The organism is Microbacterium oleivorans (assembly GCF_001644225.1).
Lineage (GTDB): Bacteria > Actinomycetota > Actinomycetes > Actinomycetales > Microbacteriaceae > Microbacterium > Microbacterium gawkjiense.
The window spans coordinates 371,885-397,804 of record NZ_LSTV01000002.1 but is presented as its reverse complement, the minus strand read 5'-3'; the positions used below and the strand labels follow the sequence as shown (position 1 = coordinate 397,804).

General features: G+C 70.6%; 26 protein-coding genes and 1 tRNA gene. 11 read left to right on the top strand and 16 right to left on the bottom strand.

Annotation, left to right across the window (positions count from 1 at the left end):
- Nucleotides 1-32 precede the first annotated feature (32 nt).
- The 4 genes from AYL44_RS08580 to AYL44_RS08565 form a co-directional block, all read right to left on the bottom strand.
- Nucleotides 33-1,061 carry an ABC transporter permease subunit gene (locus AYL44_RS08580; protein WP_064002850.1) on the bottom strand — a complete coding sequence of 343 codons (1,029 nt, stop codon included), beginning with the start codon at nucleotides 1,059-1,061 and terminating at the stop codon, nucleotides 33-35.
- Complete coding sequence (locus tag AYL44_RS08575; RefSeq protein WP_064002849.1) at nucleotides 1,058-2,107, bottom strand: ABC transporter permease; 1,050 nt, start codon at nucleotides 2,105-2,107, stop codon at nucleotides 1,058-1,060. Before AYL44_RS08575 ends, AYL44_RS08580 begins: the two co-directional genes overlap by 4 nt.
- Nucleotides 2,104-3,696, bottom strand: a complete 1,593-nt coding sequence (locus tag AYL44_RS08570) for a sugar ABC transporter ATP-binding protein (protein ID WP_064002848.1) — start codon at nucleotides 3,694-3,696, stop codon at nucleotides 2,104-2,106. Before AYL44_RS08570 ends, AYL44_RS08575 begins: the two co-directional genes overlap by 4 nt.
- A 92-nt stretch (nucleotides 3,697-3,788) precedes the next feature.
- Nucleotides 3,789-4,778 carry an ABC transporter substrate-binding protein gene (locus tag AYL44_RS08565; RefSeq protein ID WP_064002847.1) on the bottom strand — a complete coding sequence of 330 codons (990 nt, stop codon included), beginning with the start codon at nucleotides 4,776-4,778 and terminating at the stop codon, nucleotides 3,789-3,791.
- 344 nt (nucleotides 4,779-5,122) lie between these two features.
- Between AYL44_RS08565 and argG the strand changes: the two genes are divergently transcribed.
- Nucleotides 5,123-6,565, top strand: a complete 1,443-nt coding sequence (gene argG, locus AYL44_RS08560; RefSeq protein ID WP_064002922.1) for an argininosuccinate synthase — start codon at nucleotides 5,123-5,125, stop codon at nucleotides 6,563-6,565.
- A 3-nt stretch (nucleotides 6,566-6,568) separates the two neighbouring features.
- Here argG and AYL44_RS08555 read toward each other — a convergent pair whose 3' ends face one another.
- The gene (locus AYL44_RS08555) at nucleotides 6,569-6,880 is read right to left on the bottom strand and encodes a hypothetical protein (protein ID WP_064002846.1); all 312 of its coding nucleotides are present in this window, start codon (nucleotides 6,878-6,880) and stop codon (nucleotides 6,569-6,571) included.
- A gap of 141 nt (nucleotides 6,881-7,021) precedes the next feature.
- On the opposite strand from AYL44_RS08555, the gene AYL44_RS08550 reads away from it, so the two are divergent.
- From AYL44_RS08550 to AYL44_RS08540, 3 genes are read left to right on the top strand one after another with little or no spacing between them, the layout of a single operon-like run.
- Nucleotides 7,022-7,633 carry a TetR/AcrR family transcriptional regulator gene (locus AYL44_RS08550; RefSeq protein WP_064002845.1) on the top strand — a complete coding sequence of 204 codons (612 nt, stop codon included), beginning with the start codon at nucleotides 7,022-7,024 and terminating at the stop codon, nucleotides 7,631-7,633.
- Nucleotides 7,630-8,340, top strand: coding sequence for a hypothetical protein (locus AYL44_RS08545; RefSeq protein ID WP_064002844.1), 711 nt, complete (start codon nucleotides 7,630-7,632; stop codon nucleotides 8,338-8,340). Before AYL44_RS08550 ends, AYL44_RS08545 begins: the two co-directional genes overlap by 4 nt.
- Entirely contained in the window at nucleotides 8,337-10,232 is a 1,896-nt protein-coding gene (locus AYL44_RS08540; protein ID WP_064002843.1) for a YhgE/Pip domain-containing protein, read from the top strand. Before AYL44_RS08545 ends, AYL44_RS08540 begins: the two co-directional genes overlap by 4 nt.
- Before the next feature lie 3 nt (nucleotides 10,233-10,235).
- Here AYL44_RS08540 and mnhG read toward each other — a convergent pair whose 3' ends face one another.
- From mnhG to AYL44_RS08505, 7 genes are all read right to left on the bottom strand, one after another.
- Complete coding sequence (gene mnhG / locus AYL44_RS08535; protein WP_064002842.1) at nucleotides 10,236-10,592, bottom strand: monovalent cation/H(+) antiporter subunit G; 357 nt, start codon at nucleotides 10,590-10,592, stop codon at nucleotides 10,236-10,238.
- A complete protein-coding gene (locus AYL44_RS08530) occupies nucleotides 10,589-10,861 on the bottom strand; it encodes a monovalent cation/H+ antiporter complex subunit F (protein ID WP_064002841.1) in 273 nt (90 codons plus the stop codon). The genes mnhG and AYL44_RS08530 overlap by 4 nt, the downstream gene beginning before the upstream one ends.
- Complete coding sequence (locus AYL44_RS08525) at nucleotides 10,858-11,457, bottom strand: Na+/H+ antiporter subunit E (RefSeq protein WP_064002840.1); 600 nt, start codon at nucleotides 11,455-11,457, stop codon at nucleotides 10,858-10,860. The genes AYL44_RS08530 and AYL44_RS08525 overlap by 4 nt, the downstream gene beginning before the upstream one ends.
- Nucleotides 11,447-13,018, bottom strand: coding sequence for a Na+/H+ antiporter subunit D (locus AYL44_RS08520; protein ID WP_064002839.1), 1,572 nt, complete (start codon nucleotides 13,016-13,018; stop codon nucleotides 11,447-11,449). Before AYL44_RS08520 ends, AYL44_RS08525 begins: the two co-directional genes overlap by 11 nt.
- Nucleotides 13,015-13,536 carry a Na(+)/H(+) antiporter subunit C gene (locus AYL44_RS08515; protein WP_064002838.1) on the bottom strand — a complete coding sequence of 174 codons (522 nt, stop codon included), beginning with the start codon at nucleotides 13,534-13,536 and terminating at the stop codon, nucleotides 13,015-13,017. Before AYL44_RS08515 ends, AYL44_RS08520 begins: the two co-directional genes overlap by 4 nt.
- A complete protein-coding gene (locus AYL44_RS08510) occupies nucleotides 13,533-16,448 on the bottom strand; it encodes a Na+/H+ antiporter subunit A (protein WP_064002837.1) in 2,916 nt (971 codons plus the stop codon). Before AYL44_RS08510 ends, AYL44_RS08515 begins: the two co-directional genes overlap by 4 nt.
- 83 nt (nucleotides 16,449-16,531) lie before the next feature.
- A complete protein-coding gene (locus AYL44_RS08505) occupies nucleotides 16,532-17,572 on the bottom strand; it encodes a LacI family DNA-binding transcriptional regulator (RefSeq protein ID WP_064002836.1) in 1,041 nt (346 codons plus the stop codon).
- 65 nt (nucleotides 17,573-17,637) lie between these two features.
- Between AYL44_RS08505 and AYL44_RS08500 the strand changes: the two genes are divergently transcribed.
- Entirely contained in the window at nucleotides 17,638-18,852 is a 1,215-nt protein-coding gene (locus AYL44_RS08500) for an MFS transporter (RefSeq protein ID WP_064002835.1), read from the top strand.
- A 6-nt stretch (nucleotides 18,853-18,858) separates the two neighbouring features.
- On the opposite strand, the gene nucS is transcribed toward AYL44_RS08500, so the two are convergent.
- A complete protein-coding gene (gene nucS / locus AYL44_RS08495) occupies nucleotides 18,859-19,545 on the bottom strand; it encodes an endonuclease NucS (protein ID WP_064002834.1) in 687 nt (228 codons plus the stop codon).
- Nucleotides 19,546-19,847: 302 nt separating this feature from the next.
- On the opposite strand from nucS, the gene AYL44_RS08490 reads away from it, so the two are divergent.
- Complete coding sequence (locus AYL44_RS08490; RefSeq protein WP_064002833.1) at nucleotides 19,848-20,525, top strand: HAD hydrolase-like protein; 678 nt, start codon at nucleotides 19,848-19,850, stop codon at nucleotides 20,523-20,525.
- A 4-nt stretch (nucleotides 20,526-20,529) separates the two neighbouring features.
- Here AYL44_RS08490 and AYL44_RS08485 read toward each other — a convergent pair whose 3' ends face one another.
- On the bottom strand, nucleotides 20,530-20,736 hold the full coding sequence (locus tag AYL44_RS08485) for a cold-shock protein (protein ID WP_064002832.1): 207 nt from the start codon (nucleotides 20,734-20,736) through the stop codon (nucleotides 20,530-20,532).
- A gap of 175 nt (nucleotides 20,737-20,911) precedes the next feature.
- Between AYL44_RS08485 and AYL44_RS08480 the strand changes: the two genes are divergently transcribed.
- From AYL44_RS08480 to AYL44_RS08470, 3 genes are all read left to right on the top strand, one after another.
- Nucleotides 20,912-22,558, top strand: coding sequence for an FAD-dependent oxidoreductase (locus tag AYL44_RS08480; RefSeq protein WP_064002831.1), 1,647 nt, complete (start codon nucleotides 20,912-20,914; stop codon nucleotides 22,556-22,558).
- A 2-nt stretch (nucleotides 22,559-22,560) separates the two neighbouring features.
- On the top strand, nucleotides 22,561-22,827 hold the full coding sequence (locus AYL44_RS08475) for a metal-sensitive transcriptional regulator (RefSeq protein WP_064002830.1): 267 nt from the start codon (nucleotides 22,561-22,563) through the stop codon (nucleotides 22,825-22,827).
- A gap of 73 nt (nucleotides 22,828-22,900) precedes the next feature.
- Nucleotides 22,901-23,296, top strand: coding sequence for a VOC family protein (locus tag AYL44_RS08470; RefSeq protein ID WP_064002921.1), 396 nt, complete (start codon nucleotides 22,901-22,903; stop codon nucleotides 23,294-23,296).
- Nucleotides 23,297-23,303: 7 nt separating this feature from the next.
- Here AYL44_RS08470 and AYL44_RS08465 read toward each other — a convergent pair whose 3' ends face one another.
- Both AYL44_RS08465 and AYL44_RS08460 read right to left on the bottom strand, forming a co-directional pair.
- The gene (locus AYL44_RS08465) at nucleotides 23,304-24,335 is read right to left on the bottom strand and encodes an FUSC family protein (RefSeq protein ID WP_064002829.1); all 1,032 of its coding nucleotides are present in this window, start codon (nucleotides 24,333-24,335) and stop codon (nucleotides 23,304-23,306) included.
- A 90-nt stretch (nucleotides 24,336-24,425) separates the two neighbouring features.
- A tRNA-Leu gene (locus AYL44_RS08460) sits at nucleotides 24,426-24,509 on the bottom strand.
- 143 nt (nucleotides 24,510-24,652) lie between these two features.
- Here AYL44_RS08460 and AYL44_RS08455 point away from each other — a divergent pair.
- Nucleotides 24,653-25,387: an FhaA domain-containing protein gene (locus AYL44_RS08455; RefSeq protein WP_064002828.1), complete on the top strand. Its 735-nt coding sequence runs from the start codon at nucleotides 24,653-24,655 to the stop codon at nucleotides 25,385-25,387.
- Nucleotides 25,384-25,920: an FHA domain-containing protein FhaB/FipA gene (locus AYL44_RS08450; protein WP_064002827.1), complete on the top strand. Its 537-nt coding sequence runs from the start codon at nucleotides 25,384-25,386 to the stop codon at nucleotides 25,918-25,920. Before AYL44_RS08455 ends, AYL44_RS08450 begins: the two co-directional genes overlap by 4 nt.

The following is a 25,920-nucleotide window of genomic DNA, read 5'->3' as shown; positions in this document are numbered from 1 at the left end:
CCATCATGCCCGCGGTGAGCTCCCCCCGAGCGTCACCGCGACGTTCGCGCGGTCCGCGCCACGAGCAGGCGCTGCACGACGACGAAGACGAGCAGCAGTGCACCGATCGTGATGCGGGTCCACGACTGGTCGACTCCGAGGAAGGAGATGACCGTCTTGATGGTGCCGTAGACGAACACGCCGATCATCGATCCGAGCACGAATCCGCTGCCGCCCGTGAGCAGCGTGCCGCCGATCACCACCGCGGCGATGGTGTCGAGCTCGGTACCGATGCCGTTCAACGGGTAGGAGGCCCCGGTGTACGCCGTGAAGACGACGCCCGCGAGTCCCGCGCACACCCCGCTGATGACGTACGCGAGCAGCTTCGTGCGCACGACGGGCAGACCCATGAGGCGCGCGGACTGCTCGTTGCCGCCGATCGCGTAGATCGTGCGTCCGAAGCGGGTGAACTGCAGGATCAGGATGCCGGCGAGCACGACCAGCAGCGCCAGGATGCCGGTCGGGGTCAGGTAGAAGCTGCCCGGTCCGCCCTGCATGCGGGTCGACTGCAGCCACAGGATGGCGGGCTCCTCGACGCGGATCGACGACAGGCTCACCATGAACGCGAGACCGCGCGCCGCGAACATGGCCGCGAGCGAGGCGATGAACGGCTGCACCCCGAAGTACTGCACGAGCACGCCGACGAACAGACCCATGAGGGCGCCGAGGACCAGCATGACCGGGATGACGAGGGCCACCGGCATCCCCTGGCTCAGCATGCTGGCACCCAGCATCCCGGTGAAGGCCATCACGGCGCCGACCGACAGGTCGATGCCGCCCGTGAGGATGACGAAGGTCATACCGACGGCGAGGATCAGCAGGTACGCGTTGTCGAGCAGCAGCGCCGACAGCACGCGCGGGGTGACGAAGTTGCCGAAGTACGCCTGCGCCCCGATGAGCATCGCGACGAGGATGACGACTGCCGCGAAGACGGGCACCCACGAGGCGTGCCGGCTGCGGAAGCGCTGGACCGTGTCGGCGAAGCCGCCGGTGCGTCCGAGGTCTGCGGTGATCGCGCTCACGAGGCCACCTCCACGGTGCGACGGGTGCCGCCCCGGACGGCATCGGCTCCCTTGGCGAAGAGGGACCGCGTGCGCGGGGACTGCACGAGGACGACGATCACGACCACGATGGCGAGGAACAGCGGGCTGACCGCCGGCGGCACCCCGAGGAAGGTGATCGTGGACTTGAGGGTCTGGATCGTGAAGACGCCGACGACGGTGCCGGCGATCGTGAACTTGCCGCCCATGAGGCTCGTGCCGCCGAGGACGACCGCGAGGATCGCGTCGAGCTCGATGTAGAGGCCCGCCGCGTTGGCGTCGGCCGCCATGATGTTGGACGAGTAGAGGATGCCGGCGAACCCGGCGAGCAGACCGCTCGCCGCGTACGCGCCCCAAACGATTCCGCGCGAGCGGACGCCGGCGAGGCGGCTGGCCTCGGGGTTGATGCCGACGGCCTCGGTGAGGACGCCGAGCGCGGTGCGCCGCTGCAGGACGGCGACGATCACGATCGCAACGATCGAGACGTAGAACGCGAACGGCAGACCGACGAGGTACCCCTGCGCCATGAAGCGGTACGGCGCGCTCGTGATCGTCGTGATGAAGCCGCCCGTGATGAGGAGGGCGACGCCGCGGCCGGCGAGCATGAGCACGAGGGTCGCGATGATCGGCTGCACCCCGACGACGGCGACGAGGAAGCCGTTCCAGACACCCAGCACGAGGGCGACCCCGACGGCGAGCGCGATAGCGATGAGCACCGTCGAGAGGTCCTCGGGTGCCGGCGACGACGAGATGAAGGTGAGGGCCACCGCGCCCGAGACCGCCATGATCGCGCCGACCGAGAGGTCGATGCCGCGCGTCGCGATGACGAGCGTCATGCCGAGCGCGACGAGCATGAGCGGTGCGCTGTTGCGCAGGATGTCGATGAGCGGCCCGTAGAGCTGACCGTTCTGCACCGTGATCGAGATGAACGAAGGCCGCGCGATCGTGTTGATGATCACGAGCACGAGCAGTGCCGCGATCGGCCAGACGAGGCGGTGCGCCAGGAAGCGCTTGAGTGTCGGGTTCATGCCGCTGTCTCCGGGTTGAGGCGGGACGTCGTCGTCTCGCCGGACTCTTGCGCGATGAGGGCGACCAGGTCGTCGACGGTCACGTCGGTGGCGTCCAGTTCGCCGATCTTAGAACGGTCGCGCAGCACCACGATGCGCTGCGCGATGCGAATGACCTCCTCGAGCTCCGAGGAGATGAAGACGACCGAGAGGCCCTCCGCCGAGAGCTCAGCGACCTTGCGCTGGATGTCGGCCTTCGCGCCGACGTCGATGCCGCGCGTCGGCTCGTCGAGGATGATGAGCTGCGGCGCGGTGGCGAGCCAGCGCGCGAGCAGCACCTTCTGCTGGTTGCCGCCCGAGAGGTTGCGCACGAGTGCGTTCGGATCGGCGGGGCGGACCCCGAGCGCCGAGATGTACTCCGACACGATGGCGTCGCGCTCGGCACGGCCGATCGGGCGCATCGCTCCGCGCTTGGCCTGGATACCGAGGACGATGTTCTCGGCGACGGTCAGGTCGGCGATGATGCCCTCGGCGCGACGGTCCTCGCTCGAGAACGCGATGCGCTTGTCGATGGCGTTCCGCGGGTTGGTGATGCGTGCGGCATCCCCCCGCACTTCGTGGGTGCCCGCGTCGGCGCGGTCGGCGCCGTAGACGAGGCGGACGAGTTCGCTGCGTCCCGAGCCGAGCAGACCCGCGATGCCGACGACCTCGCCCTCGTAGACCTCCATGTCGACGGGTTCGATGACGTTCTTGCGGCCCAGGCCCGCGACCCGCAGGACGGGCGTCGCGGTGCGGTCGATCTCGCGCTCGGCCGAGCGCGAGAGGGCCTCGAGCTCGTCGAGCTGCCGGCCGATCATCTTGGCGATGAGTTCGCCCCGCGGCAGCTCGGCCGGCAGGTACTCCCCCACCAGCTGGCCGTTGCGCAGCACCGTGAGCCGGTCGGAGATCTCGTAGACCTGGTCGAGGAAGTGCGTGACGAAGAGGATGGCGACGCCGCGGTCGCGGAGACCGCGGACGACGGCGAACAACTGCTCGACCTCGCTGCGGTCGAGGCTCGAGGTGGGCTCGTCGAGCACGAGCACACGGGCATCGGCGACCGTCGCCCGGCTGATGGCGACGAGCTGCTGCACCGCGATGGAGTGCGATGCGAGCGCCGAGCGCGGGTCGATGTCGAGGCCGAGGGCGGCGAGGTACCGCGTCGCCTCGCGGTGGGTCGCCCGCCAGTCGATGAAGCCCGCCCGGCGCACCTCGCGGCCGAGCATGACGTTCTCGCCGACCGACAGGTTGGTGCAGAGGTTGACCTCCTGGTACACCGTGGAGATCCCGGATGCCTCGGCGTCGGCCGTCGAGCGGAAGACCCGCTGCTCGCCGGCCACCTCGATCGTCCCGCCGTCTATGGCGTACACGCCCGTGAGCGCCTTGATGAGCGTCGACTTCCCGGCGCCGTTCTCACCCATCAGGGTGTGGACCTCGCCGGCGCGCAGCGTCAGGTCGACCCGGTCCAGGGCGAGCACCCCGGGGAACCGGATGGTGACGTCCCGCATCCGCACGACCTCGTCGTGCTGCGGGGCGGTGGCCGGGGACTCCGGCGTGGCTGCGACATCGACCATGAGGCGCACCTTTCCGTGGTGACCGCCGGGGACCGGAATCCGGTCCCCGGCGGTGGTTCGGTGATCCGTACGGACCGTGGGGGGTCAGTCGATCAGTAGGGGCGGGAGTCGAGGACCTCGGCGGCCTGCTCCTGCGTGAACGACTGGTCCTCGACGATCGTGCGCTTCTCGACCTCATCGCCGGCGACGACGGCCTTGACGAGCTCGGCGGCCTTGTCACCGAGGAGCGGGTTGCACTCGACGATGAAGTTGAACTCGCCGTTCGCGAGGGCGGTCATGCCGTCCTTCACCGCGTCGATGGTGACGATCTGGATGTCCTTGCCCGGGGTCAGACCGGCCGCCTTGATGGCGTCGAGCGCACCCAGGCCCATGTCGTCGTTGTGCGCGAACAGGACGTTGATGTCCTTGCCGTACTTCTGGAGGTAGCCCTCCATGACCTTCTTGCCGCCGTCGCGGGTGAAGTCACCGGTCTGCGAGTCGAGCACGTTGATGTCCGTACCGTCGATGGCCTCGTTGAAGCCGGTTGCCCGGTCGAGGGCGGCCGACGAGCCGGTCGTGCCCTCGAGGACCACGAGGTTCGCGCCCTTGCCGTCGAAGTTCTCCTTGACCCACTCGCCGGCGGTGCGACCCTCCTGCTCGAAGTCGAGGCCGACCCACGAGGCGTAGAGGTCCTCGCTGGCCGAGACGGTCCGGTCCTCGAGGATGACCGGGATGCCGGCATCCTTGGCTTCCTTCAGGACGTCGTCCCAGCCGTCGACCGTGATGGGGGCGATGACGATGGCGTCGACACCCTGGTTGATGAAGTTGCGGACGGCGGAGATCTGCGCCTCCTGCTTGTTGTCGGCCGCGTTGAAGATCAGCTCGAAGCCGTTCTCCGCCGAGAAGGCCTTCTTCATCGACTCGGTGTTGGCGGCGCGCCAGCCCGACTCGGATCCGGTCTGTGCGAACCCGACCTTGATGACGTCGTCACCGCCGCCGCCCCCGTTGCCCCCGGCTCCGGGAGCCGCGCCGCCGGCGCAGCCTGTTGCGACCAGCGCGAATGCCCCCAGCATGGCTGCTGCCGCGAAAACGCTCTTCTTCATCCCAAAACCTCCTTGTTCGGGTCCGGCTCACCGCCGGTGTTCCGGGCCGCCCTGGCCTTCGGATGCTCGAATGTTAGCCTTCACATTTCTCGCGGCGCTAGATTGTGAGCGATAACATTCCGGTAACGCGGCGCCCGGGCGGGGCTCGACCTGCCGGGGCGGCGAGCGGCAGGGTCCGTGCCATGTGAGCATTCACATCCCGGAGTCGGTGCCGAACGGCGGAGATCCTCGCCGACACGCCGCGGCCCGGCATCCGTTCCCCCGCGTGTCGCCCGGATCTCCGCCGCACCGCCCGCGCGTAACCGCGCCGGGGGCCGGACCGCCCGCTCGATAGGATGGAGGCCATGTCGAAGGTCCTCCAGTCCCTGCCCGTCGGCGAGCGCGTCGGCATCGCCTTCTCGGGGGGTCTCGACACCTCGGTCGCGGTCGCCTGGATGCGCGACAAGGGCGCCGTCCCGTTCACCTACACCGGCGACCTCGGCCAGTACGACGAGGACGACATCGCGTCGATCCCCGGCCGTGCCCTGCAGTACGGCGCCGAGGGTTCCCGCCTCATCGACTGCAAGCCGATGATGGTCGAAGAGGGCCTCGTCGCCCTCTCGTGCGGCGCGTTCCACATCCGCTCCGGCGGACGCACCTACTTCAACACGACGCCGATCGGCCGCGCCGTGACGGGCACGATGCTCGTCCGCGCCATGAAGGAGGACGGCGTCGACATCTGGGGCGACGGCTCCACCTACAAGGGCAACGACATCGAGCGGTTCTACCGCTACGGCCTGCTGGCGAACCCGGCCCTGCGCATCTACAAGCCGTGGCTGGATGCCGACTTCGTCACCGAGCTCGGCGGCCGCACCGAGATGAGCGAGTGGCTCGTCGCACACGGGTTCCCGTACCGCGACTCGGTCGAGAAGGCGTACTCCACCGACGCGAACATCTGGGGCGCGACCCACGAGGCGAAGACGCTCGAGCACCTCGACGTGTCGCTCGAGATCGTCGAGCCGATCATGGGCGTCCGCTTCTGGGACCCCGAGGTCGAGATCGCGACCGAGGACGTGTCGATCACGTTCGAGGCGGGCCGCCCCGTCGCGATCGACGGCGTCGAGTACGCGGATGCCGTGGCCCTGGTCATGGAGGCGAATGCGATCGGCGGGCGCCACGGCCTCGGCATGAGCGACCAGATCGAGAACCGCATCATTGAGGCGAAGTCCCGCGGCATCTACGAGGCCCCGGGCATGGCGCTGCTGTTCATCGCGTACGAGCGCCTGGTGAACGGCATCCTCAACGAGGACACCCTCGCCACGTACCACGAGCAGGGCCGGCGTCTCGGTCGGCTCATGTACGAGGGCCGCTGGCTCGAGCCGCAGTCGTTCATGCTGCGCGAGTCGATCCAGCGCTGGGTCGGGTCCGCGATCAGCGGCACCGTGACCCTGCGTCTGCGCCGCGGCGAGGACTACACGATCCTGAACACCGAGAGCCGCAACCTGTCGTACTCGCCCGAGAAGCTCTCGATGGAGCGCGTCGGCGACGCCGCCTTCGGCCCGACCGACCGCATCGGCCAGCTGACGATGCGCAACCTCGACATCGCCGACTCGCGCGCCCGCCTCGAGCACTTCGTGTCGCTCGGCCTCATCGGCGGTGCGACCGGCGAGCTCGTGGGCGACCTCGAGCGCGGCGGCGCGGCGGCCATCACGGGTCACGCGCAGCCCTTCGACGAGCAGCGCGAGGGTCTCGCCGAGGCCTTCGACGAGGCCGGCGAGTCCGCCTCGTTCGACTTCGGCGCGGACTGAGCCTCAGGCCCGCGGCGCGCGGTACGCGACCCGGGCACGGGTCTCGCCCGGGCGGCGGACGAGCCACGTCCCGCTGCGCCGCGCGAGCGCGAACGGCTCGTCGGTCAGCGGCCGGCCGTCCTGTTCGAGCGCGACGGCGGTGTCCCACGGCGAGACGTTGATCACGTGCACGACCTCGACGTCGTCGGGGGTGCGGCACGGCACCACGACGACGCCGCGACTGTCGGACGTGATCCGGATGCGGGGCTGCGCACCGAGTCGTGCGAGGAGCGCATCCCAGATTTGCGGCAGGCACGGCAGGTCCGCCGCAGCCACGACGACGCGTCCCGCCCCGAGCCCGATGTCGAGGACGCAGGGCGCAGGGCGCTATCGCCGGTAAACGGTTACATCAAGCGCCCGCTGTGCGTTCGCCGAATTATCTTGCACACACGTGTGCACGATAATTACACTGGCTTCGTGACCGACTCCCCCGCTCCCCGCCGCATCCGTCGTGACGCCGTCGCCAACCGCGCCGGCCTCCTCACGGCTGCGGCACAGACCCTGGCGGCCGACCCGAACGCCTCCGTCGACACGATCGCGCGTGCCGCGGGCCTCAGCCGCCGCGCCCTCTACAGCCACTTCGACGATCGCGACGCGCTCATCCGCGAGATGATCCACGCCGGCGCCGAGCGCTTCAACGCCATCGCCGACACGGTCGACGACGACGGCCCTGCGCCGCTCGCCCTCGCCCGGCTGGCCCTCGCCCTCTGGGACGGCGCCGCGCACGTGCAGTTCGCCGCCGCCGTCGCGCTCGACGATTCCCACGTCGGCGAGACCGCGGCCATCCTCACGCCGGTCCGTCGCCGCGTGCTCGAGATCGTCGACCGCGGCCGCTGCGAGGGCACCCTCCGCGGCGACCTGCACGTCACGACGGTCGCGCGCCTCGTCGAAGAGGCGGCACGCACCGTCATCACGCGGCTGGATTCGAGTCGACCGGATGCCGCCGGTGTGGCCGTCCGCGCGATCCTCGGTGTCGCGGGGCTCGGGTGGCGTGAGGCCGACGCCGTGCTCGCGGAGGCGCGCGCATGAGGATCGCCCTCGACGCCGTCGCGAAGGGCAAGGACGGCGGCATCCTGCCCCCCACCTCGCTCGTCCTCGAGACGGGACGTGTCACCCTCGCCACCGCCGAGACGGAGCAGCGCCCCTCGGTGCTCGGTCTCATCGCGACGGGACGGATGCGTCCGGATGCCGGCACGGTGACCCTCGGCGGACACCGCGGCGCCCGTCGGCTCCGCCGCGTCGCCGCGCTCGTCGACGCCCCCGAGGTCAACGACCCGGCCCCCGATGTCGCCGTCGTCGGTGTCGTCGAGGAGGAGCTGATGTTCGCGGGGCGTCGCGCCGATCCCCTGTCGGCCCGGCACTGGCTCGATGACCACGGCTGGCGCCACCTCGCCCGCACACCGTTCGGTCAGGTCCCGGCGGACGACCGCATCCGCATGCTGCTCGAACTCGCGGCGCTCCGCCGCGGCATCGAGGCTCTCGTCCTTGTCTCGCCCGACCGCCACGGCGGCGATCCCGTGCACTGGCAGCGGATCGCCGAGGAGTTCGCCGCCCGCGGCTTCGCCGTGCTCGTCATCGCCGGGACGGCCGCGGCGAGCGCGCTCACGCCGAGCGCGCCGACGGCGCCCGCGCACGTCGGTCGGCCGCGGATCCGCGCCGGCGCCGGGCTTCGCCGCGCGCGCCGTGGCGCGGCATCCGTCACCGCTCGCCCTTCGACCAGAGGCCTCCGTCCGTGAAGATCCCCGCCCTGTTCGCCGCCGAGCTGCGGCGGCTCACCTCCACCCGCATGCGGGTGATCGCGCTCATCGCCCTGATCCTCGTGCCCGTCCTCTACGGCGGGCTTTACCTGTGGGCGAACCAGGACCCGTACGGCAACCTGTCGCAGGTACCGGTCGCGCTGGTCGTCAGCGACGAGGGCGCGACGCTCAACGGCAGCGCCCGAAACCTCGGCGACGAGGTCGCCGACTCGCTGCTCGAGGACGGCAGCTTCGACTGGCACGAAGTGGATGCCGCCGGTGCCCGCCGCGGCCTCGATGACGGCGCGTTCGACTTCGCCGTCACCCTGCCCGCCGACTTCACCGCAGCCGTCGCCTCGATCTCGTCGGCGGACCCGCGTCAGGCCGAGATCGACCTGACGACGAACGACGCCAACAACTACCTCGCCTCGACGATCGGCACGCAGGCGGTCGAACGCATCCGCACGACCGTGAGCGAGAAGGTCGTCCGCGAAGCCGGCCTGACGATGCTCGACGCGCTGAACACCGTGCGCGTGAAGCTCCTCGACGCCGCCGACGGCGCCGGCACCCTGACCGACGGCCTCACGACAGCCGGCGACGGTGCCGACACCCTCGCGGACGGCGCGAGCACCCTGGCCGCAGGCACGACGAAGCTCGAGGGCGGGGCGACGAAACTCGCGTCGGGTGTCGACACGCTCGCCGACGGACTGCGCTCGCTCTCCTCCGGCGCCGCACAGGTCTCGGGCGGCACCGCGAAACTCCGCAGCGTCGCCGACCGCGTCGGATCGGCCGCCGACCAGGTGAGTTCCGCCGTCCCCACCCTCCGCAGCGACCTCACGAGCGCGCTGACCGACCAGGGACTCGACGACGCGCAGATCGCGAAGGTGCTGGACGTGCTCGACCCCATCGGCACCCGCGTCGACGACCTCGACACCCGGGTGCAGCAGGCCGTCTCGCAGATCGACGCGCTCGACGACGGCGCGTCCCAGGTGGCCGCCGGCAGCTCGACGCTCGCGAAGGGGGCGGCGACGGCATCGACGGGAGCCCACACCCTCGCCGACGGCATCGCGACGGCGGATGCCGGGGCCCACGAACTCGACACCGGCGCGCACTCGCTGGCCACCGGCATCCACCGACTCGAGGACGGTGCGGGCACGCTCCGCGACGCCCTGCAGGCGGGCGCCGAGAAGCTGCCCGACGACAGCGCGAAGACCCGTGCCGCGCAGGCGGCGACCCTCGCCGACCCGGTGGGTGTCGCCGAGGACTCGCTCACCCAGGCCCAGAACTACGGCGCCGGACTCGCCCCGTTCTTCGCCGCCCTCGCCGGGTGGATCGGCATCTACGCGCTGTTCCTCATCGTGAAGCCCGTGTCCCGTCGCGCGGTGACCGCACTCCGCTCCCCCGTCCGCGTCGCGATCGCGGGATGGCTGACGCCGGCCGCCCTCGGCGCGGTGCAGATGGCGACGCTGTTCGGCGTGCTGTCGATCGCGCTCGGCTTCTCGTTCACGCATCCGCTGCCGACCCTCGGCATCCTGCTGCTCGCGTCGGCCACCTTCGCCGCCATCATCCTCGCGCTGAACGTGTGGCTGGGGTCGGTCGGGCAGTTCCTGGGTCTCGTGCTGATGGTGCTGCAGCTCGTGACCGCCGGCGGCACGTTCCCGTGGCAGACGCTGCCGGCGCCGCTGGCGGCCCTGCACCACGTGCTGCCGATGGGGTACGTCGTCGACGCGATGCGGCAGGTCATGTACGGCGGTGTCGCCGGCCGCGCCTGGGCGGATGCCGCGGTGCTCGCGACGTGGCTCGTCGGCGCCCTGCTGCTCGCCGTCGCCGGGGTCACGCGCATGACGTTCCGGCGGACGATGCGCGACCTGCAGCCGAGCCTGATCGGCTGAGAATCAGCCGCCCGCGCCGGGCGGGGTCTCCTTCGCGTCGGCGAGCTCGTCGACGTGCAGGGTCCGCCGGTCGATCGTGCCGTTGCGGTACGCCTGGCGCCCGACCATGTGGGCCGACAGCGGCGCCGTCGCGAACTGGATGACGAGCACCGGCACGAGGAAGGCGACGACCGCCCACGACTGCAGCTCGATCCCCACCGCGATGGCGATCAGCAGGAGCCCGAGCACCTGCGGCTTGGTCGCCGCGTGCAGGCGGGTCGGCACGTCGCGGAAGCGCAGCAGTCCGATCGCGGCCGTCAGGCACAGGAGCGCCCCCACGAGGATGAGGACGAGCGACACGACGTGCAGGATCTCGGTCATCGCTCGGCTCCGTCCCGGCGGGCGACGAACCGCGCGATCGAGACCGACCCGAACACGCCGACCGCCGCGACGATCAGCAGCACGGGAAGCGTCCGCGTGTGGTGGTTGATCGCCATCTCGGCGCCGAGCGCGCAGATGAGGAGCGTCAGCAGGACGTCGGAGGCGACGGCGCGGTCGAGGATCGAGGGCCCGACGATGATCCGCCAGACCGTGAGCAGGGCGGCGACACCGAAGACGGCGCAGATGACGACGATGAGGACGGTGGTCACGAGCGCTCCTCCTTCACGCGGGTGCGGATCTCGCCGCCGCCGGCGCCCGACGAACGGACCGCCTCGAGCTGGGCGGGCGAGCCGACGGCCCGCACGATCCGCGCCTCCCAGCGCTGCACCATCCGCCGCTGCGCGTCGACCTCGGCATCCGTCGCGGCGCCGAGGACGTGCAGGTAGAGGATGCGGCGGTCGCGGTCGGTCTCGAGGACGAGCGAACCGGGGATGAGGGATGCCGTGACCCCGACGTGGGCCATGATCAGGTCGTCGTCGGTCACGAGCGGCACCGCGACGACCGAAACGCCCGGCTGCCGGCCAGGCCGGACGACCTGCCACGCCACGACGAGCGAGCCCTTCACGACGGCTCCGAGGAACTGCACGAGGAAGACGAGCAGCCACCACGGGTTGAGGCGACCGGACAGCTCGACGGGCGGCAGACGGAAGACGCTCGTCACGAACACGGCGACGACGGTCCCGGTGAGGAAGGCGAGCACGGTGAACTGACCCCACAGCAGCATCCAGAGTGCGATGAGCCAGAGGAAGAACGGCAGCTGCCGCCAGATCCCGGTCAGCGCGCTGCGCTTGACGTCAGTTCCCATCGTTCACCTCGTCCTGCAGCTGGGTGAGGCTCACGGGGTAGGGAAGCGCCGCGCCGATGCTCGCGCAGAGGTTGTAGAGCGGGCCGGCGAAGAGGGTCAGCGCCACGGTGACGGCCACCATGCCCGCCGTGGAGGCGGTCATGATGCGCGGGATCACGCGGCGCTCGGTCTGCACTCCGGCGGCGGGGGCGTCGCCCAGGTACGAGATGCGGTCGACGACACCGGACTCCTCGGTGTGGTCCTCCTCCTCGCGCCAGAACGCGAGGTTCCACGCGCGCATCAGCGCCAGGAGCGTCAGCAGCGAGGTCACGATGCCCGCGACGATGAGCGCGTACATGATCGGCGTGCCGACCTCGGCGGCCGCGTTGAACAGCGCGTACTTGCCGATGAAGCCCGAGAACGGCGGCAGACCGCCGAGGTTGATGGCGGGGATGAAGTAGAGGACGGCGAGCACCGGCGCCGCCTTCATGAGCCCCTTCACCTTGAGGATCGACGTGGACCCCGCCCGGCGTTCCACGAGCCCGACCGCGAGGAACAGGGTGGTCTGCACGACGATGTGGTGGACCATGTAGTAGATCGTGGCGCCGAGGGATTCCGGTGTCGCGATCGCAAGTCCGAAGACCATGTAACCGATGTGGCTGACGAGTGTGAACGACAGGATGCGTTTGAGCTCGGCCTGCGCGACGGCGCCCAGGATGCCGACCACCATCGTCGCGAGCGCCACGATCAGCAGCAGCTGGTTGACGTCGTTCTCTCGGAAGATCTGCGTCTCGGTGCGGATCATCGCGTAGACGCCGACCTTCGTCAGCAGGCCCGCGAACACCGCCGTGACCGGCGCCGGCGCGGTCGGGTACGAGTCGGGCAGCCAGAACGACAGCGGGAAGACCGCCGCCTTGATGCTGAAGGCGAGCAGCAGCATCAGGTGGAGGACGAGCTGCACCTCGTCGGGGAGCTCCCCCATCCGGTCGGCCAGCTGGGCCATGTTCACGGTGCCGAGCGCGCCGTAGATGGCGGCGATCGCGGCGAGGAAGAGGATCGACGAGACGAGCGACACGACGATGTAGACGACGCCGGTGCGGATGCGGGACTCGGTGGATCCGAGCGTGATGAGCACGTACGACGCGACCAGCAGGATCTCGAACCCGACGTAGAGGTTGAAAAGGTCGCCCGCGATGAACGCGTTGAAGATGCCCGCCGCGAGGATCAGGTACGACGGGTGGAAGATCGAGACCGGCGTCTCCTCGTCGCCGTCGGCCGCACCCTGGCCGACCGAGAAGAGCAGGACCGCGAGCAGCACGATGCTCGAGACGAGCACGAGCAGCGCCGCGAGACGGTCGACGTACAGCACGATGCCGAACGGGATCGGCCACCCGCCGACCGACACCGCCAGCGGCATCCCGCTCACATCCACGTAGTACAGCAGCACGGCCGCGACGGCGGCGGCGACCGTGAGGGTCACGATCGAGACGCCCACCTGCACGCGGCGACGCCGGCCGAAGATCAGCGCGATCCCCGCGCCGAGCAGCGGCAGGGTGACCAGGAGGGGGACGAGCGCGGTCATCGCGGGCCTCCCGGGGTGTCCGTCGGGGCGTCGTCGCGCAGTTCGGCGATGTCCTGCGCGTGGAGGATCACGATGGGCGAGGTCTCCGTCCCGATGAAGTCGGTCGTGGCGTCGTCGTCCTCGTCCGTGATCTCGTCGTCCATCGTCTCCTCGTCGCGGGCGCCGCGCTCGCGCACCTCGCGGTCGGCCTCGTCGTCGGTGACGGTGTCGGCCTGACCGAGCTGCCAGGAGCGGTAGATGAGGGCGAGCAGGAAGGACGAGATCGCGAACGTGATGACGATGGCGGTCAACGAGAGCGCCTGCGGCAGCGGGTCGCTGAAGGACTCCCCCTCACCGGCGCTGCCGTAGAAGGGCGCGACACCCGGGGCGCCCATGACGACGAGCAGGAAGAGGTTGGCGGCGTTGCCGAGCAGCAGGAAGCCGATGAGGACGCGCGTGAGGCTGCGCTCGAGCATCGCGTACACCCCGGCGGCGAACAGCACCCCCATGATGATGACGAGGACGAGCGAGACGGTCATGCGGTCACCCGCTCCCGCTGCGCCTGCGTCTGCCGGTCGACCTCGGCGCCGAGCGACCGCAGAACGTCGAGGACGAGTCCGATGACGACGAGGTAGACGCCGACGTCGAAGATCGTCGAGGTCACGAACTCGACTTCGCCCAGGAGCGGCAGCTCGGCCTCCCAGTAGGTGCTGGTCAGCGGTGCGGCGCCGAAGAACAGGGGCACGATCGCGCACGAGAGCGCGAGGACCATGCCGGCGCCGAGCAGGCGACCGGCATCGGTCGGCGCGGCGGCGCCGAGCTCCCACCGCCCGCCCGCCACGTAGCGCATCACGAGGGCCATGCCGGCGACGAGGCCGCCCGCGAAGCCGCCGCCGGGCAGGTTGTGACCGGCGAAGAGCAGGTAGACCGACACGACGATGATCGAGTGGAAGAGGATGCGGACGATCACCTCGAGCAGCAGCGACCGGTTCTCGGGCTTGACCTTCAGCCCGCCGACGAGCCAGGCCTGCCGGGTCGAGCCGGGCGCCGTCGAGCGCGGGCGCGGGCCGTCGGCCGTCTCGACGAGCGGACGGCGGCTGCGACCCGTGCTGGTCGGCATCGACGGCAGGACGCGACTGTCGGAGCGGTTCGTGACGAAGACGAGCGAGGCGACACCCGTCGCGGCGAGGATGAGCACCGAGAGCTCCCCCATCGTGTCCCAGCCGCGGAGGTCGACGAGGGTGACGTTGACGACGTTCTTGCCGTGGCCGATCTCGTAGGCGAGGTCGGGGAACGGACCCGAGACGGGGTCGGCGACGCGGGCCCCCGTGGCGATGAGGGCGATCGCCGCCATCGTGACGCCGACGCCGATGCCGATGACGGCGCGGACCACCGGCAGCACCGACGCGTTGTGGTCGCCGAGCCGCGCGGGGATGCGGCGCAGCACCAGGGCGAAGGCGACGAGGGTCACGGTCTCGACCAGGATCTGCGTGAGCGCGAGGTCGGGGGCACCGCTCGTCGCGAACAGCAGCACCATGCCGAGCCCCGTCACCGAGACGAGCACGACCCCGGTGTAGCGCTTGCGGGCGCGGATCGCGACGAAGCCGGCGAGGATCATGACCGGAGCTGCCAGCAGCTGGGCCGGGCTCTGCCACGCGTCGACCGCGATGCGCCATTTCGTACCGGCGAGTAGCGCCGTGGCCTCCGCCGCGACGAACACGACGAAGATCGTGCCCACGTAGAACGGCAGCGAGCCGCGCTGGGTGAGCGAGGTGGTCCAGACCGAGACGCGGGCGATGCCGCGCAGGGACAGGTTGTAGACGTCGTTCGCCGTGAACGGCATGACGCGCGCCTTCAGCGGGCGCCGCTGGGTGAACCAGAACAGCAGCGCTCCGAGCGCGATCGAGCCGAGCGAGAGGAACAGTGCCGGCTCCCACCCGTGCCAGAGCGCGAGGTGGTACTCCTTGCCGCCCTCTTCGAGCGGGATGCCGTCGGCGTACCCGGCGATCGCTGCGTCGACCAGCGGCGCCGCGACGCCGGCGACCATCGTGAGACCGCTCAGCACGACGGGGGCCACGAGGAAGCCGATCGGCGGGTCGGGCCACTCGGTGCGCTCGAGCGGGGCGCCGGCGGCATCTTTCTTCGTCCAGAAGGCACCCCACACGAAACGGATGCCGTACGCCGCTGTCAGAGCCGAGCCCAGGAGGATCCCGATGAGCGGGATGAGAGCCGCCGGCTCGGCGCCGCCCTCGAGGAACGAGGTGAGCACAGCCTCCTTCGCGACGAAGCCGACGGTCGGGGCGACCCCCGCCATCGAGGCGATCGCGATGATCGAGAAGGTCGCCAGTGTCGGCGCCTGGCGGCCGACGCCCGAGAGCTCCGCGATGTCACGGGTACTGAGCTGACGGTCGATGACGCCGACGACGAGGAACAGCGCCGACTTGAAGAGGGCGTGCCCCACGAGCAGCGCGAGACCGGCGAGCGCGCTGTTGCGTTCGCCGTAGCCGAGGACGACGGTCAGCATGCCGAGCTGGCTGACGGTGCCGAAGGCGAGGATGCGCTTGAGGTCGGACTCCCGCAGCGCCTGGAACCCGCCGAGGAGCATCGTGAAGACGCCGAGGCCGATGACGATGGGACGCCAGGGGTCGGTGTCGGCGAAGGCCGGGGCGAAGCGGGCGATGAGGTAGATGCCCGCCTTCACCATGGCGGCGGCGTGCAGGTAGGCGCTCACCGGGGTCGGCGCCGCCATGGCGCCGGGCAGCCAGAAGTGGAACGGGAAGATGGCCGACTTGCTGAGCGCACCCACGAGCAGCATCACGATCGCGGCATCCAAGGCGACGGCCTGACCGCCCTCGAAGATCGGGCCGGTCTCGAGCATCGTCGCGATGCTCGTCGTGCCGTAGAGGACGACGAGCATGACGACGCCGATGAGCATGACGAGTCCGCCGAGGGTCGTCACCAGCAGGGCCTGCAGCGCGGCACGGCGGCTCGCGCCGCGGCGGTGGTAGAAGCCGATGAGCAGGTACGAGAGGACGCTCGTGACCTCCCACAGCATGATGAGCACGACGATGTCGTCGGTCAGCACGAGCCCGTACATCGCCCCGGCGAAGGCGAGCAGCACCGCCGAGAACGTCGCGAGGCCCTCGGTCTTGCCCGCGAAGTACCACCGGCAGTAGATCATCACGAGGGCGCCGACGCCGGTGACGATGAGGGACATCACCCACGACAGGACGTCCATCCGCATCGACACCTGCACCGCGAGATCCGGGATCCAGGTGTATGTCTCGAACGGGATATCCCCGGCGAGCACGGCGGGCGTCTGCCAGGCCGTGTGCACGAAGGCGGCGATCGGGACGACGGCCGCGACGAGGAAGGTGCGTGACCCGAGGCGCGCGACGAGTGCCGGAAGGAGGAGGGGCACGAGCGCGAACGCCGCGAGGAGGATCAGCAACCTGGCCTCCTCTGTGCACTCGCGGGGGTCGAGGACTCCAGTCTACCGGCTGACGACCAGCCGGCGCCCGGCGGGTTCCCAGGTCAGGCGGGTACCGGACCGGTCGTGTTCCCGCGTCGGAATGTGCAGGTGAGGGTGAGGGATGCCGGGTCCCGCCCCTCGAGCATCGCGACGACGGCCTCGCCCGCGGCGCGCCCCTTCGCGATCGCGTCCTGCACGAGCGTCGTCAGGACGTACGGCGCGAGCCCGTCGACCGTGATGCCGTCGAAACCCGTCACGCTGAGGTCCTCGGGGACACGCAGGCCTGCCTCCTCGGCCGCGCGGATGACGCCGGCGGCGAGCAGGTCGCTCTGCGCGATGATCGCCGTGGGCCGCTCCCCCTGCAGCAGGACGCGACCGGCGGCGAGTCCCTCGTCAATCGAGCTCGCCCCGACGGCGTAGGCGGGCGCGTCGGGGTAGACCTGCCGCGCGCCGCGCAGCCGGTCACGGGTGACCTCGACGGCGATTCGGCTGGGGTCGTCGATGAAGCCGCGGGGGCGCGTGGCATCCTTCGTCAGCGTGACGAGGGCGACCCGCTCGTGTCCGAGCGAGCGCACGTGCTCGGCGGCGGTGCGCTGGGCCTCGACGTTGTCGAGCAGGATCTGCGGCACGTCGGGTCCGGCGTCGCCCTCGATGACGACGACGGGGATGCCGCGGCGCCCCAGCACGTCGACCGAGGACTGCAGGATTTCGTTGCACCCGAGCAGGATCGCGGCGTCGACCGGAGCCGTCGTGAGCGTGGGCGCCGACTCGACGGGTCCCTCGTCGTGGAGGAGCAGGACGCCGGCGCCGATGGGCGCGAGCGCATCGGTGAGACCGTCCATCATCGCCGCGGTGACGGGGTCGCGGAACGCGGACGCGAGGCGCTCGCGGAAGAGCACGGCGACGACGCCGGCACGTCCGGTGCGCAGGGACGCGGCCCGCGGATCGGGTCCTGTGTACCCGAGCGCCTCGGCCGCCGCGAGCACCTTGGCGCGGGTGGCGTCCGACACGGACACCTTGCCGCTGAAGACGACGGATGCCGTCGACGCCGACACCCCGGCTTCACGCGCGACGTCGGAGATCGTCGCTCGGCGGCTGCTCATCTTTCGATCGTAGCCGCACGGATCCGATTCTCGAATCGATTCGGAGATCCCGCTAGAGTGACGCCATGACGTTGCAGCTCACCGCCTCCCGCCTGTGGACCTGGCGCCTGGCCGTGTTCGCGATCTTCACCGCCAGCGGGCTGAGCATCGCGACGTGGGCGTCGCGGGTGCCCTCGATCAAGGCCGCCCTCGGCATTGAGAACTCGACGATCGGCCTGCTCCTTCTCGGCATGGGCGTCGCGTCGATCCTCGGCTTGTCGGTGTCCTCCGTCATCGCCGCCCGCATGGGGACGCGTCGCGGGATGCTGACCGTCATGCTGGTCCTCGCCGTGGGGCTGTTCCTCATCGGCCTCGGCACCGACGTCGCGCCCTCGCTCCTGCTCGTCCTCATCGGGCTCGCCCTCTTCGGGTTCGGCAACGGCGCGCTCGACGTGCTCATGAACGTCGACGGCGCGGCGATCGAGGTCGAGGTGGGCAAGACGATCCTGCCGCTGTTCCACGCCTTCTTCAGCCTCGGCACCGTCATCGGCGCCGGCATCGGCGCGCTGGTGGCCGGGGCGCGGATCGGTGTCTTCCCGCACACCGCTGTGATCGCCGTCGCGATCGTCGTCCTCGCCGTCGTCGCCTTCGCCTACGTGCCGCAGCGCGACTTCGGCGCACCCGACGCGGCTCCCAGCGGATGGCGCTCCCGCCTCTCGGCTGCTCTGTCGGCGTGGCGCGAACCCCGCACCTACGTTCTGGGCGTCGTCATGCTCGGCATGGCGTTCGCCGAGGGCGGCGCGAACGACTGGATGGCGCTCGCGGTGAGCGAGGACCACCGCGGCGGCGAGGCGCTCGGCGCAACCGCGCTCACCGTCTTCTCGGTCGCCATGACCGTCGTCCGCGTCTTCGGCGGACCGCTGGTCGACCGGTTCGGCCGCGTCGCGACGTTGCGAGTGCTCGCCGTCACGGCCGTGCTCGGCATCCTGCTGTTCATTCTCGCGCCGAACCTGCCGCTCGTCCTCGTCGGCGCCGCGCTCTGGGGTGTCGGTGCCTCGCTCGGCTTCCCCCTCGGGATGTCGGCCGCGGCGGACGATCCGGAACGTGCCGCCGCGCGGGTGAGCGCCGCCGCGACCATCGGCTATGTCGCGTTCCTGTGCGGCCCGCCGATCCTGGGTGTCATCAGCACGCACATCGGCCTGCTCAACACACTGTTCATCATCGCCGCGCTGGTCGCCGCGTCGGGGTTCGCCTCGGGCGCCGCCAAGCCCCTGCCGGGCACCCGCGGCACGAGCCACTGAGCGGCGTCAGAACAGACGCGGAGCTCCCGACTCGATGCCCTTCATCTCGTCGTAGTCGAGGGTGACGCAGCGGATGCCGCGGTCCGCCGCCAGGACCTTCGCCTGCGGCTTGATCTCCTGAGCGGCGAAGACGCCGGTGACCGGCGCGAGGTGCGGGTCGCGTCCCAGCAGTTCGAGGTAGCGCGTGAGCTGCTCGACGCCGTCGATGTCGCCGCGCCGCTTGACCTCCACCGCCACGGTGCCGCCCTCGGGGTTGCGCAGCAGCAGGTCGACCGGTCCGATGGCGGTGGGGAACTCCCGGCGCACGAGCGTCAGGTTCTCGCCGATGACGCCGACCTGCTCCGCGAGCAGCCGCTGCAGATCGGCCTCGACACCGTCCTTGACGAGGCCCGGGTCGGTGCCGAGCTCGTGCGAAGAATCGTGCAGCACCTCGTAGATCCGGATGGTGAGCTCGTCGCCCGACTTGGCGTGCGTCACGCGCCACTTCTCGACGACGTCGACGTCGTCCTCGCCGGGCTCGATGACCGTCAGCGTGCACGGCGGGCTCATCCAGTTGAGCGGTTGGTGCTGGATGTCGCGGTGGAACGCGACCGTGCCGTCCGCCTTCACCATGATGAGGCGGGTGGCGGGCGGCAGGTGGGTGTTGAGGCGACCGGTGTAGTCGACGGAGCAGCGGGCGATGACGAGACGCACGGCGACGAGCCTACCCGCGGGCCCGTTCGGGATCGTCCGGGAATGGGCTCCGACGCCCTGTCCGCGGCTGACGGCTCGTACCGTGGACGGCGAGCAGGTGCGCCGGTGGCGGTCCGTCTCCGGGGGGAGCACGAGATCACCACACCACCGCGCACCGTCGCTGCACGCGGATTCGGGCTCGCGTGCCGCTCACCGCGGTGGCGCCGTGTCGGTGACCCGGGGTCCGACCCGGCGCCTCCGCGGCTCCCGGCCGAACGCGGTGACCACGTCGGACGCTCCGACCCGCCCCGTAGGCTGGGGTCATGACGACACGCTCCCCCTGGTCCTGCATCCTCTGGGACGTGGACGGCACCATCGTCGATGCGTCAGACGGCATCCTCAGCCGGCTCGACCGCTGCCTGAGTCACTTCGGGTACCCCGCCCCGACGCGCGCGGAACTGGTCCACTGGATCGGACCGCCCATGTACGACTCGTTCCAGAAGAACGTGGGGATGACCCCGGCGCAGGCGTCCGAGGCGGTCACCTACTACCGCGCACTCGGCAAGCAGGACGGGTACACGGCCCGCACGCGGCTCTACCCGGGTGTCGGGGAGCTCATCGCGGACATCTCGGCCGCCGGCATCCCGCAGGCGACGGCGAGCTCGAAGCCGGAGGTCCAGGTCGTCGCGCTGATGGAGCACTACGGTCTGGCCGAGCACATGCAAGCGATGGCGGGCGCGACCCCGGACGAGAAGACCCTCGCTTCGAAGGCAGACATCGTGGCGGAGTCACTGCGGCGGCTGCGCTCGATGGGGGTCGACACGAGCCGACCGATCCTCATCGGGGACCGCCATCACGACATCGACGGGGGCGCGGCGAACGGCGTGCCCGTGATCTTCGTGCGGTGGGGCTTCAGTTGGCCCCACGAGTCAGAAGGAGCGCAGGCGGCGGTCGACACGATGGTCGAACTCCGCCGCCTGCTCCTCACTGAAGAGGTGTGAAACCTCAGAGGGGACGGATGTTCTCCGCCTGAAGACCCTTGGGGCCCTGTGCGATGTCGAACTCAACTCGCTGGTTCTCTTCCAGCGAGCGGTAGCCCGACGATTCGATGGCCGAGTAGTGGGCGAAGACGTCGGCGCCGCCTTCATCGGGAGCGATGAACCCGAAGCCCTTCTCCGAGTTGAACCACTTGACGGTACCGCTGACGCTCATGAACTGCCTTACTGATTGTTGCCGGCGACACGTCCGCCGGTCGTTCCCCAACCTAGCCCTCGCAGCCTGTGCAGTCACCCCCCACGTGCGAAGGTGACACAAACGTTGCCGGGCGTACACCCGGCGTCTGCCCATCCGGCGACCGCAGCGATACCCCCCGGGGTATCGTGAAGGCATGCGGACCATCATCATCGGAGGTGTCGCGGCAGGGATGTCGGCGGCCACGCGCCTGCGCCGTCTCGACGAACAGCGGGAGATCGTCGTCTTCGAGCGCGGCGCGCACGTCTCCTTCGCGAACTGCGGACTCCCTTATTACATCGGCGGCGTGATCGCCGACCGGTCGTCGCTGCTGCTGCAGACCCCCGCATCGCTCGGCGCGCGCTTCGCGCTGCGCGTGCACGTGCGGCACGAGGTGACGGCGATCGACGCCGCGTCCAAGGTCGTCACGGTGCGCGACCTCGATGCCGGCACCGAACGGAACGAGCCGTTCGACGACCTCGTGCTCGCCATGGGAGCGGCGGCGACCAGCGGCATCCCGGGCGAGGGCGTTCAGGTCGCGACCCTGCGCAGCGTCGACGACGTCGATGCGATCACCGAGGTCCTCGCGGGGCTGCGGACGCCGCGGACGGTCGTGGCCGGTGGCGGGTTCATCGGCGTGGAAGCCGTCGAGAACCTCGCGCACCGCGGCGCGCAGGTCACCCTCGTGCAGCGCGGGGCGCAGGTGCTGAGCGCCCTCGACCCCGAGATGGCCTCGCCTGTCCACCGTGCGCTGTCGACCGCCGGAGTGGACGTCCGCACCCGGACCACCATCGAGCGCCTCGAGGCCGGCGCCGTCGTCCTGTCCGACGGCAGCCGCGTGCCCGCCGATCTCGTCGTCGACGCGCGCGGGGTGCGTCCCGACGTCCGGATCGCCGAGGCCGCGGGCATCGCCCTCGGCCCGACCGGCGGCATCGCCGTCGACGACCGGCACCGCACAAACATCCCGGGCGTGTGGGCCGTGGGCGATGCGGTCGAGAAGACCGACCACCTCGACGGCGCCGCGACCCTCGTCACCATGGCGGGCCTCGCCAACCGGCACGGCCGAGCGGCGGCCGACGACATCGCCGGCGTCGCCACCGCACCCGCGACCCCCGCGCTCGGGACGACGATCGTCGGCATCCTCGGCCTCACGGTCGGGCTCGTCGGCTGGAGCGAGCGCCGGCTCGTCGCGGCGGGCCGGGCGCACCGCGTCGTGCACACCCACCCCTTCTCGCACGCGACGTACTACCCGGGCGCCGAACAGATGGCCATGAAGCTGCTCGTCGACCCCGAGACCGACCTGATCCTGGGGGCGCAGATCGTCGGCGGAGCCGGCGTCGACAAGCGGCTCGACGTCCTCGCCGTCGCCATGACGGCCGGGCTCACGGCATCCGCTCTGTCCCAGCTCGAACTCGCGTACGCACCGCAGTACGGATCGGCGAAGGACGCGATCAACATGGCGGGGTACGTCGCCGAAAACCTCGCGACGGGAGCCGACCGCACGATCCAGTGGCACGAAGTGGATGCCGCCCGCGCGGCCGGCGCCGTCGTGGTCGACGTCCGCACAGCCGAGGAGAACGGGGCCGGAGCGATCCCCGGCGCCGTCCTCCTGCCGCTCGACGAGATCCGCGAGCGTCATGCGGAGCTGCCCGACGCGCCTCTCATCGTGCACTGCAAGGTGGGGCAGCGTGGGCACACCGCGAGCCGCTTGCTGCAGCAGCTGGGGCACGATGTCCGCAACCTCGACGGCGGCTGGCTCACGTGGACCGACGGCCTCGAGGCCGCGGCGCGCGAGGAGGTCTGACGGTGTCGACGGCGCTCCGGGACGACGAGGCCGTTCGCCGCATCGCGAACCGCCTCAAGCGCGCGCAGGGCCAGCTCGCCGCCGTGATCGCCGCCGTCGAGGAGGGCGGCGACTGCCGCGCGGTGGTCACGCAGCTCTCCGCAGTGTCGAGCGCGATCGATCGGGCCGGGTTCGTGGTGATCGCCGCCGCCATGCAGCAGTGCCTCGTCGAGGAGGACGGCGAGCTGCAGATGGCGGACCTCGAGAAGCTCTTCCTGTCGCTGAGCTGATCGGCGCGTCATCAAGGGACGGGCACCGGGATCCACTCTGGTCACGCGGGTGACGGCGGTCTACGGTGAGCGGATGACCGGACTCACCCCGTATCTGACGTTCCCCGGCACGGCGCGCGACGCACTGACCTTCTATCAGGCGGTGTTCGGCGGCGACCTCGTGCTGAATACGTTCGCCGAGTTCGAGCGCGTCGACGGCCCCGGCGATTTCATCGCCCACGGGATGCTGACCGGCCCGGTCGCGCTCTTCGCCTCGGACGGTGGGCCCGGGGACGAAGCGCTGCAGCTGCGCGGAGTGATGTTCGCCCTGCTGGGGGCTGCGGAGCCGGCCGTCCTCGAGACGTGGTTCGCCCGGCTGGCCGACGGAGGCCGGATCGTCGACGATCTGCAGCTGCGCGCCTGGGGCGACCACGACGGAACAGTCACCGACCGCTTCGGGGTCACCTGGCTCATCGGCTACCAGGGCTGATCCGGGCTCAGGCCCGCCGGCGGCGCCCGCGGATGAACGCAGAGCCCACGGCGACGGCGGTCCCCGCGACGATCCCCACCACGGTCTCCCACACTCGGTCCGTCAGCAGAACGCCGACCGTGGTGGGCGCGGCCAGCTGGACCATGAGCAGGGCGAGCGGCGTGATGAAGACCATCGCGATCGCGTAGTTGCGCCCGACGAAGAGCTCGGCGCACGCCTGCAAGGCGACGGCGATGAGGATGACCGCGAGGGGCGGCAACCCCAGGGCGAGGATGCCCGCCGCGACGAGCACGCCGAGCAGGGTGCCGATGAGCCGCTGCAGCCCGCGGATGACGCGGGCCTTCACGTGCGGGCCGCTCACCGCGGCGACCGCGCCCACCATCGCCCAGTACCAGTGGGCGTGGAAGAGGAGCAGTCCGGCTGCGCCGGCGAGCACCGTCGCGACCGCGACCGTGAGGGCCATCTCCGCGGCGACGGCGCCCACCGGCATCCGGTTCTTCGTCCGCGTGAGACGGGGGATCCGGCGGCCCGTCACGGTTTCGGAGACGAGGGTCACCGTGAGGGAGAAGAAGACGGCGGCCAGACCCACGACGAGGACGTCACCGAAACGCGCGCCTTCTGCAGGGATGGATGCCGTGGCCCCGGCCGCGAACACGATGAACAGCGCGCCGGGCGGGTGCCACTGCGTCGCATACGCGAGCAGGGTCGCCACGGAGGCGACCGCAGCCACGACCACGATCGCGAGCAGAGCCGGCGCGTCGGCGACCGAGAGCGCGGTGCCGATGAGCATCGCGGCGACCACGACCGCCCCGGCCGCCACCTGCATCCGGACGCGGTCGCCGATGCGATCGGTGCGGCCGTAGAGCGAGGCGAAGGCTCCGAAGCTCGCATAGATGCTGAGGTCCAGCCGACCGATCGACCACAGCACGATCAGCGGGACGCCGACGCTGATCGCGGCCCGGATAGCGACGGTGTGGTCGCGATCGTAGGGTGCGACACGGATGACGCCGGTCCAGATCCGGCCGCGCGACGTGTTCACCGTCCGAGCCTAGGAGCCCGGCTGCATCGTCGGAAACGACGAAGCCGGTCGGGGTTCTCACCACCGACCGGCTTCGTTTCGCACTGTCTGTGCGCGAGGGGGGAGTTGAACCCCCACGCCCTTTCGGGCACTGGCACCTGAAGCCAGCGCGTCTGCCTATTCCGCCACTCGCGCGAACCCGTGTCGCCACGGGATCAACTTTCCGAGGATATCATGGCGCGAGCCCGCCGGAGAAACGGCCGCAGCTGTGTTCCCCAGACCCTGCCAGGGTCGACAACTAGCATGTGAGCACCGGTCCAGACTGCCTGAGGAGCCCCGTGGGACTACTTGACAGCTTCGAGAAGGGAATCGAGCGCGCCGTGAACGGCGCGTTCGCGAAGACCTTCCGCAGCGGTGTGCAGCCTGTCGAGATCGCCTCCGCACTGCGTGCCGAACTCGATGCGAAGGCCGCTGTGGTCTCGCGCGACCGCATCCTCGTGCCGAACACGCTCGTCGTCCGGCTCGCCCCCGCCGACCACGAACGCATGGGCGCCCTCGGCCGCACCCTGCACGACGAACTCGTCCAGCTGGTCGAGGGCCACGCCAAGGCGCAGAAGTACAGCTTCGCGGGCCCCGTCTCGCTCGCGATCAACCCCGACGAGTCCCTGACGACCGGCACCGTCCGCGTCGACTCGCGCTCCGCCTCGGCCGAGGAGGTCTCGTGGCACGGCGTCGTCGAGATCGACGGCACGCAGCACCGCCTCACCGGCAGCCGCACCGTGATCGGCCGAGGGACGGATGCCGACATCACGATCCCCGACGCCGGCACCAGCCGTCGCCACGTCGAGATCCTGTGGGACGGTCGACGCGCGATGGTCCGCGACCTCGGCTCGACCAACGGCACCCAGCTGAACGGGCAGAAGGTCTCGGAGGCCGCCCTCGAGCCGGACTCCGTCGTCACGATCGGCCGCACGCGCATCACGTTCCGCGTCGTCGCGCAGGCGGCATCCCGCATCCCCCCGCGGCCGCAGGATCCCGCGACCCGCTTGTTCGACCTTGGAGGCCAGGCATGAGCGAACTGACACTCCTGCTGCTGCAGATCGGATTCCTGATCCTGCTGTGGTTCTTCGTCTTCGCAGTGGTCTACTCGCTGCGCGCCGACCTGTTCGGCGTCAAGGTGCGCAAGATGCCCGAGCCGGCACCTGCCGCCGCGGGCCCCGTCGCGACGTCCCCGGCCAACGCCGAGACCTCCATCGTCTCGCCGGTCATGACGCGCCCGGCGGCACCCACCGGCCCCCAGAAGGCGACGGTCAACACCGTGTCCCGCATCGTCATCACGAGCGGACCGAAGGCGGGGCTCGAGCTGCCCCTCGGTGGCGAGCCCCTCACGATCGGCCGCTCCAGCGAGTCGGGCCTCGTCATCCGCGACGACTACACCTCGAGCCATCACGCCCGCCTCGTCCTCTGGGGTGAGCAGTGGATGGTGCAGGACCTGGACTCGACGAACGGCACCTGGCACGACGGCGAGCGCGTGGCATCCCCCGTCCCCGTCATCGTCGGCGCTCCGATCAAGGTCGGCGCCACGACGTTCGAGCTGCGGAAGTAA